Source organism: Streptosporangium sp. NPDC048047, from assembly GCF_040653115.1.
Classification (GTDB): Bacteria; Actinomycetota; Actinomycetes; order Streptosporangiales; family Streptosporangiaceae; genus Streptosporangium.
Genome location: NZ_JBEZNH010000066.1, coordinates 1 through 12,918, shown reverse-complemented (window position 1 = coordinate 12,918; position 12,918 = coordinate 1). Strand labels below are relative to the sequence as shown.

The window sequence follows — 12,918 nt, the reverse complement described above, 5'->3', positions numbered from 1 at the left end:
CACGCGCAGACGACACGAATCGCTTCACACTATCCGCGCTCTAAACCTGTTTTGGCCAAAGATTTCTGTCCTGTTGGCCACTTCATTGTCTCCCGTACACGGCCGTCCCAGACGCGACGCCCGCCAGGGAGAGCACTGAATCACCCTGTGAGCACCGCATGAGCACTTGTGCACCCGCCGTACGGCCCTCGGGCGCGGGCCGTACGGCGGGCGGAGGCGTCAGTGGAAGAAGTGCCGGGTCCCGGTGAAGTAGAGGGTGATCCCGGCGGCCTCGGCCGCGGCGATCACCTCGTCGTCCCTGACCGATCCGCCGGGCTCCACGACCGCCCGCACCCCGGCCCCGGTGAGCACCTCGAGGCCGTCCGCGAACGGGAAGAACGCGTCGGAGGCCGCCACCGAACCGCGGGCCCGGTCGCCGGCCCGGGTGACGGCGAGCCGCGCCGAGTCCACCCGGTTGACCTGGCCCATGCCCACGCCGACGCTGGCGCCGCCTGCGGCGAGCAGGATCGCGTTGGACTTCACCGCGCGGCACGCCTTCCAGGCGAAGGCCAGGTCGGCGAGGACCTCCGGGGAGGCCGCGGGACCGGCCTTCAGCTCCCAGGCGGCGGGGTCGTCGCCGGGGGCGTCCACCCGGTCGGCGGTCTGCACCAGCAGGCCGCCGTCGATCCGCCGGAACTCCGTACGGTTGCCCGGCCCCTTCGGGCAGGCGAGCAGCCGGATGTTCTTCTTGCGGGTGAGCGTCTCCAGCGCCCCGGCGCTGAACGACGGCGCGACCACGACCTCGGTGAACACCTCGGCGATCTGCCCGGCCAGCTCCTCGGTGACCTCGCCGTTGACCGCGATCACGCCGCCGTAGGCGGAGACCGGGTCGCAGGCGTTGGCCCTGCGGTGCGCCTCGGCGACGTCGGCGCCGACCGCGATGCCGCAGGGGTTCTGGTGCTTGATGATCGCCACGGCGGGCTCGGCGAAGTCCCAGACGGCCCGCCAGGCGGCGTCGGCGTCGAGGTAGTTGTTGTAGGACATCTCCTTGCCGTGCAGCTGCTCGGCACCTGCCAGGCCGTCCCGCTCGCCGGAGTAGAGGGCCGCGCCCTGGTGCGGGTTCTCGCCGTAGCGCAGCGGCGTCCGGAGCTTCCAGGCGGCGCCCAGATAGCGCGGCCAGGCGCCCTCCTCCGCCGCGTAGACGCCGGAGAACCAGGAGGCGACCGCGGTGTCGTAGGAGGCCGTGTGGGCGTAGGCCGCCGCGGCGAGGCGGCGGCGCTCGGTCACGGTGAAGCCCCCCTCGGCCACCGCGGCGAGCACGTCGCCGTAGGCGTCCGGATCGACCACGACCGCGACGGTGCCGTGGTTCTTGGCCGCGGCGCGGATCATCGCGGGGCCGCCGATGTCGATCTGCTCCACGCACTCGGCGTCGGACGCGCCGGAGGCCACCGTCTCCTGGAACGGGTAGAGGTTGACCACCACCAGCTGGAACGGCTCGATCTCCAGCTCCTCCAGCTGCTTGACGTGCGCCGGATTGCCGCCGTCGGCCAGCAGGCCCGCGTGCACGCGCGGGTGGAGGGTCTTGACGCGGCCGTCGAGACACTCGGGGAAACCGGTCAGCGTCTCGACCGGGGTGACGGGAACGCCGAACGAGGCGATCCTCGCGGCGGTGCCGCCGGTGGAGACGATCTCCACCCCCGCGGCGTCGAGGCCCCGGGTCAGCTCCTCCAGCCCGCTCTTGTCGTACACGGCGATCAACGCGCGCCGGATGGCGATGCGGCTCACTTCCTGGTCCTCCTGATCGGTTCCGGTCATGTCCGGGGCGCCCGGCTCATGTGCCGGGTCGTCCTCCTACGGTGCGCCCGGCTCACCGGCCGGAGCGTCCGAAGCGAAAGGTCCTGCCGGTGACGGTCCAGCCCTCGCGGGCCATCCGGCCGACGACGCCGACGAGCAGGCCGCGCTCGACGGTCTTGATGCGCTCGTGCAGGGCCGCCTCGTCGTCGCCGTCCAGCACGGGCACGGCCTCCTGGGCGATGATCGGCCCGGTGTCGACGCCGGCGTCGGCGAGCATCACGGTGCAGCCGGTGACCCGCACGCCGTACGCCAGGGCGTCGCGGACGCCGTGCGCGCCCGGGAACGCCGGCAGCAGGGCGGGGTGGGTGTTGAGCACGGGGAAGGCGGAGAGCGTCGGCGCGCCGAGGATCTTCATGAACCCCGCGCAGACCACGAGGTCCGGACGGTGCGCGGCGATCCGGGCGGCGAGGGCGCGGTCCCAGTCGTCGCGCGCGGGGTGGTCGGCCAGTCTCTCGACGAAGACCGGGACGCCCGCCCGCTCCGCGCGGGCCAGACCCTCGATCCCGTCGCGGTCGGCTCCCACCGCGACGATTTCGGCACCGTACGCCGGATCGGCCGCGGCGTCCAGAAGGGACTGTAGGTTGGTTCCAGAACCGGACACGAGAACCACGAGCCGAACGGCCTGGGATGACACCGACAAACTCCATTCGGACGGGGATTCACGCCGCTGCAAGGGTATCTGCCTGTCCGCAACCGCTACACAAGGAGGTCAGGTGACGACACCGGTCAAGGCGCGTCCTGAGGAGGGGGCGGGACGGCGGGCGCTCTGGCTCGCGGTCGCCGCGGCGGTCCTGACGGTTCTGCTCCCCCCCGCGGGAATCGTCATGTCGGCCGTCGCCCTCGTGGTCTCGGTCCGGGCGATCCGGACCCTCCGGTCGGCGACCAGGCCCACGGGCTCCGGCGTGGCCGCGGTGGTCGTGTCGGCCCTGGCGCTGGTGCTGGCGATGGCGCTGGCGGCCACGCAGTTCTACTTCCGCGACGAGCTGGCCGCCTACACCGACTGCCGCACGGGCGCGGGCACCGTCGCCGCGCAGGACGAGTGCCAGCAGCGCCTGGAGCGGGCGATGGAGAAGAAGCTGCCGTTCGTCCAGCCCGGCGAGCTCCACCTGCCGATCGCCCCCTGACCCCGCCGCCGGTCCCGCCGGTACGGCCTCGCGGGTCGTCCGGCGGGCCACGCGCCGTCCCACCGGTTCGCCGATCCACGACGCCGCCTCCGTCCGGCCGGACGGACCCGTACGCCACGTCCGTGGGCGCGACCCGGCCGCTCCCGGGCCCGCCCGGCGGAGACGTACGCGATCCCCGGTCGGGTCCCGCCGGAAATTCTCCGAAGGAATTCCGGGATGCGGTGTCGGATCCGGGCGGAGGCGTTCGTGGTGATGGTGAACGGCCGCCCGCGAGGGGCGCGCCCCCAGTAGTGGGAGCCACGACCATGAGACTGACGACCATGACGCAGATCACCATCGACGGAGTGATGCAGGGGAACGGCGGGGTGACGGGCGAGGACCGCGCGGACGGATTCGATCGCGGCGGGTGGGCCCTGGGAGCGGGCGACGACGAGACCAGGGCGCTCATCTCCGAGACCTACCGGCGCGCCGACGCCTTCCTGTTCGGCCGGCGGACCTACGAGCTGTTCGCCGGCTACTGGGGGGCGACCGAGGAAGGGCGCGCCCACCCCATCGGCGTGGCGTTGAACGAGAAGCCCAAGTACGTCGCGTCGACCTGGCTCACCGGCCCGCGGTGGGCGGACACGACCGTCCTCTCCGGCGACCTCGCCGCCGCCGTCGGCGAGCTGAAGGCCAGGCCGGGCGGCGAACTACAGGTGCACGGCAGCGGATCCCTGTTCCGCTGGCTGCTCCGCAAGGGGCTGATCGACGAGATGACCCTTCTCACCGTTCCCGTGGTCCTCGGCCAGGGGGCGCGGCTGTTCCCCGGCGCAGGCCCCGACATCGCGCTCGACCTGGTCGACTCTCGTGTCGACTCCAAGGGCGTGACGATCCAGGTCTTCCGGCCCGGCGGGCGTCCGCAGTACGCGCAGACCCGGTGACACGGGTGACACGCCGGCCGCAGGGCCGAAGACCGCACCGGGACGAGAAGACCACAGGAGATGATCCGCAGATGCGATACCTGCTTTCCGTGATCCACGACAGGGACGACCGCGCCACCCCGGAGGAGGACGCGGCGATCGACGTGTTCAACGACCGGCTGGTGGCCGAGGGCCACTGGGTCTTCGCCGGTGGCCTCGGGGCGCCCGTCGCGGCCACCGTGGTCGACAACCGGAGCGGGGAGGTGATGTTCACCGACGGGCCCTTCGTGGAGTCGAAGGAGTTCCTCATCGGCTTCTGGATCATCGAGGCCGCGGACCTCGACGTGGCGCTCAAGCTCGCCGCCGAGGGTTCGAAGGCCTGCAACCGGAAGGTCGAGGTGCGACCGTTCCTGTGAACGGGACCGACGTCCGGGCGGCGATCACCCAGGCGCACCGCGCGGAGTGGGCGCGGGTGGTCGCCGTCCTGACCAGGCGCTTCGGTGACCTCGACATCGCCGAGGAGGCGACGGCCGAGGCGTTCGCGACCGCCGTCCAGCGGTGGCCGGCCGACGGCGTGCCCCCCGGCCCGGGCGCCTGGCTGACCACCACCGCCTCCCGCAAGGCCATCGACCGGATCCGGCGTGAGAACAGGCGCGACGACAAGCAGAAAGAGGCTCAGTTGTTGTACGACGACGACCCGCCCGAGCCTGCCGGCGCCATCGGTGACGAGCGACTCCGGCTGATCTTCACCTGCTGTCACCCGGCGCTGGCGATGGAGAGCCGCGTGGCGCTGACGCTGCGCATGGTCGCCGGTCTGACCGTGCCCGAGATCGCCCGCGCCTTCCTGGTGCAGGAGAGCGCCATGGGACAGCGGATCACCCGCGCGAAGGCCAAGATCAAGGCGGCCCGCATCCCCTACCGGGTGCCGTCCGCGGAGGATCTCCCGGGCCGCGTCGCCGGCGTGCTCGCCGTCCTCTTCCTCGTCTTCAACGAGGGCTACCTGGCGACCGGCCCCGGCACCGACCCCGTGCGTCACGACATGACCGCCGAGGCGATCCGGCTCACCCGCCTGATCCGTGCCCTCATGCCCGAGGACGGCGAGGCGACCGGGCTGCTGGCCCTGATGCTCCTCACCGAGGCCCGCCGCCCCGCCCGGGTCTCGGGCGGCGGCGAGCTGGTCGCCCTCGGTGAGCAGGACCGCGGGTCCTGGGACGCGGCGCTGATCGCCGAGGGCCACCGGCTGGTGCGCGAGCGCCTGGCCTCCGGGGATGCCCCGGGCCGCTACCAGATCCTCGCGGCGATCAACGCCGTGCACACCTCCGCCCGCGACGTACGCGACACCGACTGGTCGCAGGTCGTCGCCCTCTACGACCGGCTCGCCCACCTGGATCCCTCGCCGATCGTCGCGCTCAACCGGGCCATCGCGGTCGCCGAGCTCGACGGCCCGGAGGTGGCGCTGGCGTCCGTCGACCGGCTCGGGGACAGGCTGGCCGGCTACCACGCCTACCACGCGACCCGCGCCGACCTGCTGCGCCGGCTGGGCCTCGGCAGGCAGGCGCACGCGGCGTACGGCGAAGCCATCGGGCTCGCGGGCAACACCGCCGAGATCGCCTACCTGAGACGCCGCCGCGACCAGCTGGGCTGACGCGCTCCCCGGGCCTGGGAGCCGGGGATCCGGCCCGTGCCGCGCGTTCACGCGGCATCTCTGAGGCTTCCCGCTTCGCCGCACCCGGCGACGGTCACCCGGGCGGACCGGGACCCGGCCCGCCCCCGGCGGACCGGGCGGAGCGTCGTCAGTCGCGGTCCCAGGCGTAGGGGTCCACGTAGATCACGTGGCCGCCCCGGTCGTCCGACTCGTCCACGATGTCGCGCCGGGGCGGTCGCGGCGGCGCGGGGCGCGGCACCCTGGGGCCGGTCTCCGCCGGTTTCCCGGCCTCCGGGGCCTTCGGAGCCTTCGGGGCCGTCGCGGGTTCCTGCGGGTCCGCCGCCGAGGCGTGCTCGTCCTCCCAGTCGTCCCTGATCACCGGGATCGGCTGGGTGTCGCACTCGGTGGCGTCCAGCCAGTGACCGGGCAGCGCGCGGTGCTCGTCCGGCTCGGCCAGCCCGACCCGGCCGGCGACCGCCCCCGCCGCCCGGAACAGCCTGGTCCCGGCCCGGCGGACCGGTGCGGTGGCCGTGCCGACCCTGGCGGCGGCCCGGACCACGGCCGCGTTGTGCCCCCGGAAGATCAGCCACCAGTTGGTCAGGCCCGCCGAGATGCCGGCCGCGACGCCCACCTCCAGCGTCACCGACAGCATCACCTCCCAGCCCGCGGGTCCGACCGCGGAGAGACGCGCCCCGCCGAGCGAGCCGCCGGACAGCGCGGCCAGCGCCCCGGCCGCCGCGCCGGTCACCACCCCGCAGACGAAGCCCCACAGCGGCGCGCCCTCGTAGGAGGGCGAGGGGGCGATCCGCGCCCCCAGCACGCCGGCCACCGTCCCCGCCGCGAACGGCAGCGCGATCACCGCCATCACCCACGCCGGGGTGGGGCCCGCCTCGGGCAGCGCGCCCAGGATCGGCAGGCTCGGCACCGTGCCGAGCTGGACGCCGGTGGGCGCGACCAGCGTGCCGGCGCCGAGGCTGAAGCCCGGTCCCGCGATGTAGGCCATGCCCCATACGAAGGCGTTGAGCAGGTAGAGGCCCTGCAGCAGCAGGAGCAGCAGTCCGCCGACGAACCCGGGGGCGAGGACCTCCGACAGCCTCTGGACCTGGTCGAAACCGGCCGCGACGGCGCCGAGCACCAGGGCGGCGCCCGCGACCAGCATGATCCCCAGCGCCGCGGCGGAGCTCACCACGAGCGAGCGCACCCGCTCGGGCAGCAGGCGCAGCATCGACCGCCACGGCCCGATCGTCCGGGCGACGGCCGCCGAGCCCGCGAGGAAGGCCAGCACCAGGTGGCTGACCAGGGTGTCGCCGAGATAGGGCTGGGTGATCTCGTTCCGGGTGACCAGCGCGATCGCCCCGGCCAGCAGCGCGTACGGCGCGGCCAGCGAGACGCCCGCCTGTGCGATCAGGGCCAGTTGCGCCCGGCGGCGGGCGTCGGCCTGCTCCTTGGGGCTGTTCCTCGGCAACCGGGCGGGCAGGCGCAGCCGCAGGTCGGCGTCGCGGGCCATCCAGATCCCGGCACGGTACAGCAGGAAGGCCGGCAGGACCGTCAGGCCGAGCGGGAGCAGACCGATCGAGCCCCCGGGGATCGCGAACCCGGCGTGGTGGGCCGCCAGCCAGAGCTGCGCCGCGGCGCGGAACACCCCGGGCAGCCCCGGGCCGAGCGAGCCGCGGGGGGAGGCGATCCAGCCGACCAGGGTGAGCGTGGTGAGCACCGCCAGTCCCACGCCCAGGGTCCACGCGGCGGCGAGCATCCCGGAGACGGGAAGCGGGCGGCGGACGTCGTCGTCGTCACCCGTGACGCCGGGCAGGGGGAGGCGGCTGAGGACGTTGCGGGGAGCCGTCCGGAGCTGATCTAGAAGGGCCGTCACGATAACCGATGGTCTCAGGATCTTCCGCGCGGACGAGACTCATCGTCCCGCGTGTCGCGGGCCGTACCGAAAACGGGACGGCGGGCCGTACGGAGAATCGGGACCGCGGGGCGTGCGGGACGGCGGAGAGGCGCACCGCGGGCGTACGGCGGAGCGGGCCGGGAGTACGGCGGAGCGGGCCGGGAGACGGGAGAGGCGCCCGCGGACGGCGGGCGCCTCTCACCGGTGAGCCGGATGGACCGTCGGACCGGATCCGACCGGATCGGCCGGGCCGGGCCGGGCCGCGGCACGGCCCGAGGGCCGGCTAACGGTTCTGCATGATCTCGCGCATCAGGCGGGCGGTCTCGCTCGGGGTCTTGCCGACGCGGACGCCGACCTTCTCCAGGGCCTCCTTCTTCGCCTGCGCGGTGCCGGCCGAGCCGGACACGATCGCACCGGCGTGACCCATGGTCTTGCCCTCGGGGGCGGTGAAGCCCGCGACGTAGGCGACGACCGGCTTGGTCACGTGCTGCTCGATGTAGGCGGCGGCCCGCTCCTCGGCGTCACCGCCGATCTCACCGATCATGACGATCGCGTCGGTGTCCGGGTCGTCCTGGAACGCCTGGAGAGCATCGATGTGCGTGGTACCGATGACCGGGTCGCCGCCGATGCCGACGGCGGTGGAGAAGCCGAAGTCACGCAGCTCGTACATGAGCTGGTAGGTCAGCGTGCCCGACTTCGAGACCAGGCCGATGCGGCCGGCGGTGGTGATGTCGGCCGGGATGATGCCGGCGTTGGAGGCGCCGGGCGAGGCGATGCCGGGGCAGTTCGGGCCGATGATGCGGGTCTTGTTGCCCTTGGCGACGGCGTAGGCCCAGAACTCGGTGGTGTCGTGGACCGGGACGCCCTCGGTGATGACCACGCAGAGCGGGATCTCGGCGTCGATGGCCTCCTTGACCGCGGCCTTGGTGGCCGCCGGCGGCACGAAGACGACCGACACGTCGGCGCCGGTCTGCTGCATGGCCTCGGCGACGGTGCCGAAGACGGGCAGGCCCTCGTGGGTGATGCCGGCCTTGCGGGCGTTCACGCCGCCGACGACCCTGGCGCCGGAGGCGAGCATGCGGCGGGTGTGCTTGGTACCCTCACCGCCGGTCATGCCCTGGACGATGATCTTGCTGTTCTCGTTGAGCCAGATGGCCATTACGCACCTACCGCTGCGAGCTCGGCGGCACGCTTGGCCGCATCGTCCATCGTGTCGACCAGCTCGACGCCGGACAGGGCGGCGTCGGCCAGGATCTTGCGTCCGAGCTCGGCATTGTTGCCGTCCAGCCGGACGACCAGGGGGCGGCTGACGGTCTCGCCGCGGCTCTCCAGGAGCTGGAAGGCCGAGACGACGCCGTTGGCGACCGCGTCGCAGGCGGTGATGCCGCCGAAGACGTTCACGAAGATCGACTTCACCGACGGGTCGGAGAGGATGATCTCCAGGCCGGCCGCCATGACCTCGGCGGAGGCGCCGCCGCCGATGTCGAGGAAGTTGGCGGGCTTGGGCTGCCCGGGGAACGCCTCGCCGGCGTAGGCGACGACGTCGAGGGTCGACATGACCAGGCCGGCGCCGTTGCCGATGATGCCGACGCTGCCGTCGAGCTTGACGTAGTTGAGGTCCTTGGCCTTGGCCGCGGCCTCCAGCGGGTCCTCGGCCGCCTTGTCCGCGTAGGCCTCGTGCTCGGCCTGGCGGAAGACGGCGTTGTCGTCGAGGGTGACCTTGCCGTCGAGGGCCTTCACCTGGCCGTCGGCGGACAGGATCATCGGGTTGACCTCGACCAGGGAGGCGTCCTCGTCGACGAAGACGGCCCAGAGCTTCTCGATGATCTCGGCGGCGCCGTCCAGCGCCTTCTCCGGCAGGCCGCCGGCCACGGCGATCTCGCGGGCCTTGTCGCGGGTCACGCCGTCCAGCGGGGACACGGGGACCTTCGCGACCTTCTCGGGGGCGGTGTGCGCGACCTCTTCGATGTCCATGCCGCCGGCGGCGGAGCAGATGGCGATGAAGGTGCGGTTGGCGCGGTCGAGCAGGAAGGAGAAGTAGTACTCCTCCGCGATCGCGCTGGCCTCCTCGATCAGGACCTTGTGGACCGTGTGGCCCTTGATGTCCATGCCGAGGATCTGGGTGGCCTTCTGCTCGGCGTCGGCGGCGTCGTCGGCGACCTTGACGCCGCCCGCCTTGCCGCGACCACCGGTCTTGACCTGTGCCTTGACGACGACACGGCCGGTCAGCTGCTCGGCTGCCGCGCGCGCCTCCTCCACGGTGTGCGCGACGATACCGCGCGGCACCGGGATGCCGTACTCCGCGAAGAGCTCCTTCGCCTGATGTTCGAACAGGTCCACGAGGGTCCGTCCTTGCTTGTCCGGCTGGTGTACTGAAAATGTCGGCGGGCCGGCTCCGTGGTGTGAGGGGAGCCCGGCGGTTTTGCGCCAATGAAGCCTAGCCCCCCGCGCGCATGACCAGGTCACCGGGTCCGCGAACGGCTACGGGCGAGGCCAATGAGGCGAGGGTGGCGAACGTCCTGGGGATCATATCGGGACGCGGCGGGGAAGCGTCCGCGTCCCGCGGGTCAGACCCGCGCGGGGATCGCGCCCCGCACCCACTCGACGATCTCCTGGGTGGTCGCCCCGGGCGTGAAGACCCGGGCCACGCCCATCCGCTCCAGCTCGGGCAGGTCCGCCTCCGGGATGATCCCGCCGCCGAAGACGACGATGTCGCTCGCGTCGCTCTCCGCGAGCAGCTCGATCACCTTGGCGAAGAGCGTCATGTGCGCGCCGGAGAGGATGGACAGCCCGATCGCCGCGGCGTCCTCCTGGATCGCGGTGCGCACGATCTGCTCGGGCGTCTGGTGCAGGCCGGTGTAGACGACCTCCATCCCGGCGTCCCGCAGCGCCCTCGCGACGATCTTCACACCCCGGTCGTGCCCGTCCAGGCCGGGCTTGGCGATGACAACGCGGATCCTCGGCTCGGCGTCCATCCAGACCTCCTTGTCCGTGTCCCACGCGTGACGTGGGAGCTGAGCTGACGGCAGCCTAACGGCCGCGCCCGGAGCGCTCCGGACCGCGTGCCCGTCACGCTCCTCCGGGGCCGCGCTTTCCGGTGGGTCTTTCCCACCATCAGTGCTTTTCACCACTTTTATTGTTATGAATGCCCACATTCCATAGGACATGCCATAGGGTTTCTGATCTTCTAGCCTCAGGAGGAAGCTCCCCCATGAAGCGATGGATCATCGTGGCGGCCACCGCGCTGGCGGTGCCCACCGCCGCCGTCCCCGCCACGGCCCAGGCCGCGCCCGCCGACCCGGCGGCCGCGCTGCAGGCGCGGTTCGTCGCGGGCCACGGCGTACGGATCACCGAAAGCGGCCGGACCTACTCCGGGCGCGAACTCCTCTCCGCCCAGATACGCCGGGGCACCGTGGAGTTCGGCCCCTCCGGCGTCACGGGTCACGACATCCGGTCGAAGTCCGCCCTCCCCGGGGACGACACCGCGCCGCTGCGCACCCTCACCGCCGGCGGGGACACCTATCTCAGCGGCGGGATGGTCGGCAGGAGATGGGTCAAGTCCTCCCGCGCCGCCTCCCCCTTCTTCACCCCGGTCATGCTCCTGGAGCCTGACACGCTGAAGTCGCTGCTGCCGGCCTCGGGGAAGGGCGGTTCGGCCGGGAAGAAGGCCGGTCCGTCCACGCTCAAGGGGACCACCACCCTCGGCGAGCTCTACCGCGTCTCGCCGTCCTACCGCGCCTCCCTCGGCGGGAAGCGGCCCATCGCCGCCATGGCGGCCACGAAGGTGAGCTGGCGCCTGTGGCTCGGCCGCGACCGGCTCCCCGCCCGGCTGGTCACCTCCTGGACCGTGCCGCCGCGCGGCATGCACGTGACCCGCGTCAGCGACGTGCGCTTCACCTCCTGGGGCACCCCCGTCACCCTCACCGCGCCCACCCCGGCCCCCGCCTCCGGAGAGCCGACGAGCTGACATCCGGAGCGACCGGCGGAAACCCGGTGGGCCGAAGCCGTACGGGCTGACACGCCGGAAGAACACGGGCCGGTGAGCCGGAACCGCACGGCCAATGGGCCGAAACCAGATGAGCCGGTGAACCGAAACCATGCGGACCGATGAACCGAACCCATATGGGCCGATGATCCGGAACCGTACGGGCCAATGATCCGAAATCGTGCGGGCCGATGAGCCGAAACCGTACGGACCGGCGAACCGGCGGCAGACGGGCCGGCACGAAATCACAGAAAGCGAAAGAAACCGGAAAAGGGCCGGTGGCCGGGGCGGGCGATCCCCGGCCACCGGCCCCGCCGGTCTTCGACTTCCCGCTGTTCCCTTTATTTCCCTTTATTTCGTGATCTTTCCTGATAGAAATACTCCCGCCCCTCCCATGCAGGGTGGAGGGAACATTCAGGAGGACTTTCTTTTGAAGCGACACATCGCCGTTCTGGCATGCGCCGCGACGGCCGCGCTGGGCGTCCCCGCGATCGCCACGACCGCGCACGCCCAGACCGCCCGGGCCAAGGACCCGCTCGCCGCGCTGCGGAGCCAGATGGGCGGCGGCCGCGGCGTGTCCTTCGTCGACAAGACGAAGGTCACGAGCCCCCAGGGGAGCCGCGTCCTCGCCCAGCGCGACGGCGTCCTCGGATTCGGCGCCTCCGGAATCGCCGCGTCCGACCAGACGGGCAAGATGCGGATCAAGCTGAGCGATCTCGGCATCGACCCCGACGACGAGGACACGAAGGGCATCGCCGGGTTCGCCAAGCCGGAGAGGGTCGTGCGCGTCGGCAAGGCGAGCTACATCTCCGGCGGATACTTCGGCGAGTTCCTGCCGGAGGGCAAGACCTGGCTCCGCTACCCCGCCGAGACGCTCGGCATGCTCGGCGTCATAACCCAGAAGGTCAACGCCGCCGAGCCCGCGACGCTCAAGGCGCTGCTGGCGCACGCCACCACCAAGCGTCCCGGGTTCTACTCCGGGAAGATCACCTACGGCGAGCTGAACAAGATCTCGCCGTGGTTCCGGGCCTCGGTGAGCGGCGCGAGGATCACCGGCAGGTACGCCAGGATCAAGGTGAGCTGGAAGCTCTTCCTCGGCGCCGACCGCCTTCCCCAGCGGCTCGTGACCAGCGAGGCCAGTACGGCCGACGATGGCAAGTCGATGATGGAGACCGACACCCGCTACACCGGCTGGGGCGCCAAGGTGTCGGTCAAGGCTCCGGCTCCCGAGGAGGTCGCGACGGCCAAGGACCTCCAGGACGGCGCGACGGCCGAAGTGCCCACCCCGATCGGCAGATGACCGTCTCTCCCCGGAGGCGCTGAGCCGCGTCCGGTCCCGGAAGGCATCCGGTCCCGGACCGCCTTCGGTTCGGGACCGCGTCCGGTTCCGCGCCGCGCCCGGAACCGGACCTCGTCCGGCCGTGGACCGGCCGGACGCCGCCGGGGGGGGGGGCGTCCCCGCCCCCGCCCGGCGGGCGGGGGGCCCGCGGCGGGTGGGGGGCACCTAGGGAATGCAGCCGGGGGTACGCGACAGACCCCGG

General features: G+C 72.4%; 12 protein-coding genes. 6 read left to right on the top strand and 6 right to left on the bottom strand.

The genetic code is table 11. The annotated features are described in order from the left end of the window. Positions 1-219: 219 nt before the first annotated feature. Entirely contained in the window at positions 220-1,764 is a 1,545-nt protein-coding gene (purH, locus tag AB0D67_RS34175) for a bifunctional phosphoribosylaminoimidazolecarboxamide formyltransferase/IMP cyclohydrolase (RefSeq protein WP_362945175.1), read from the bottom strand. 82 nt (positions 1,765-1,846) lie between these two features. After that, entirely contained in the window at positions 1,847-2,467 is a 621-nt protein-coding gene (gene purN, locus AB0D67_RS34170) for a phosphoribosylglycinamide formyltransferase (RefSeq protein ID WP_362945173.1), read from the bottom strand. 79 nt (positions 2,468-2,546) lie between these two features. Here purN and AB0D67_RS34165 point away from each other — a divergent pair, with 79 nt between their 5' ends. The 4 genes from AB0D67_RS34165 (at position 2,547) to AB0D67_RS34150 (ending at position 5,501) form a co-directional block, all read left to right on the top strand. After that, the gene (locus AB0D67_RS34165; RefSeq protein WP_362945171.1) at positions 2,547-2,957 is read left to right on the top strand and encodes a hypothetical protein; all 411 of its coding nucleotides are present in this window, start codon (positions 2,547-2,549) and stop codon (positions 2,955-2,957) included. Positions 2,958-3,262: 305 nt separating this feature from the next. Continuing rightward, positions 3,263-3,877, top strand: coding sequence for a dihydrofolate reductase family protein (locus AB0D67_RS34160; protein WP_362945169.1), 615 nt, complete (start codon positions 3,263-3,265; stop codon positions 3,875-3,877). A gap of 71 nt (positions 3,878-3,948) precedes the next feature. Beyond that, on the top strand, positions 3,949-4,272 hold the full coding sequence (locus AB0D67_RS34155) for a YciI family protein (RefSeq protein WP_362945166.1): 324 nt from the start codon (positions 3,949-3,951) through the stop codon (positions 4,270-4,272). Beyond that, positions 4,269-5,501: an RNA polymerase sigma factor gene (locus AB0D67_RS34150; protein ID WP_362945164.1), complete on the top strand. Its 1,233-nt coding sequence runs from the start codon at positions 4,269-4,271 to the stop codon at positions 5,499-5,501. Before AB0D67_RS34155 ends, AB0D67_RS34150 begins: the two co-directional genes overlap by 4 nt. Positions 5,502-5,649: 148 nt before the next feature. Here the strand turns inward: AB0D67_RS34150 and AB0D67_RS34145 are convergent, their stop codons facing one another. From AB0D67_RS34145 to AB0D67_RS34130, 4 genes are all read right to left on the bottom strand, one after another. Beyond that, on the bottom strand, positions 5,650-7,371 hold the full coding sequence (locus AB0D67_RS34145; RefSeq protein WP_362945162.1) for a DUF6350 family protein: 1,722 nt from the start codon (positions 7,369-7,371) through the stop codon (positions 5,650-5,652). A 304-nt stretch (positions 7,372-7,675) separates the two neighbouring features. Then, positions 7,676-8,551 carry a succinate--CoA ligase subunit alpha gene (gene sucD / locus AB0D67_RS34140; RefSeq protein WP_362945160.1) on the bottom strand — a complete coding sequence of 292 codons (876 nt, stop codon included), beginning with the start codon at positions 8,549-8,551 and terminating at the stop codon, positions 7,676-7,678. Continuing rightward, positions 8,551-9,732, bottom strand: coding sequence for an ADP-forming succinate--CoA ligase subunit beta (gene sucC, locus AB0D67_RS34135; RefSeq protein ID WP_362945158.1), 1,182 nt, complete (start codon positions 9,730-9,732; stop codon positions 8,551-8,553). The genes sucD and sucC overlap by 1 nt, the downstream gene beginning before the upstream one ends. Before the next feature lie 227 nt (positions 9,733-9,959). Next, complete coding sequence (locus AB0D67_RS34130) at positions 9,960-10,367, bottom strand: cobalamin B12-binding domain-containing protein (RefSeq protein WP_362945156.1); 408 nt, start codon at positions 10,365-10,367, stop codon at positions 9,960-9,962. A gap of 236 nt (positions 10,368-10,603) precedes the next feature. Here AB0D67_RS34130 and AB0D67_RS34125 point away from each other — a divergent pair, with 236 nt between their 5' ends. Both AB0D67_RS34125 and AB0D67_RS34120 read left to right on the top strand, forming a co-directional pair. Beyond that, positions 10,604-11,359, top strand: coding sequence for a hypothetical protein (locus AB0D67_RS34125; protein WP_362945154.1), 756 nt, complete (start codon positions 10,604-10,606; stop codon positions 11,357-11,359). 448 nt (positions 11,360-11,807) lie between these two features. Further along, a complete protein-coding gene (locus tag AB0D67_RS34120) occupies positions 11,808-12,677 on the top strand; it encodes a hypothetical protein (protein WP_362945152.1) in 870 nt (289 codons plus the stop codon). Positions 12,678-12,918: the final 241 nt, after the last annotated feature.

Excerpts from the sequence above, each read along its gene's own strand:
- AB0D67_RS34160 (WP_362945169.1), top strand. The coding sequence starts at position 3,263 with ATGAGACTGACGACCATGACGCAGATCACCATCGACGGAGTGATGCAG.
- AB0D67_RS34155 (WP_362945166.1), top strand. The coding sequence starts at position 3,949 with ATGCGATACCTGCTTTCCGTGATCCACGACAGGGACGACCGCGCCACC.
- sucD (WP_362945160.1), bottom strand. The coding sequence starts at position 8,551 with ATGGCCATCTGGCTCAACGAGAACAGCAAGATCATCGTCCAGGGCATG.
- AB0D67_RS34130 (WP_362945156.1), bottom strand. The coding sequence starts at position 10,367 with ATGGACGCCGAGCCGAGGATCCGCGTTGTCATCGCCAAGCCCGGCCTG.
- AB0D67_RS34125 (WP_362945154.1), top strand. The coding sequence starts at position 10,604 with ATGAAGCGATGGATCATCGTGGCGGCCACCGCGCTGGCGGTGCCCACC.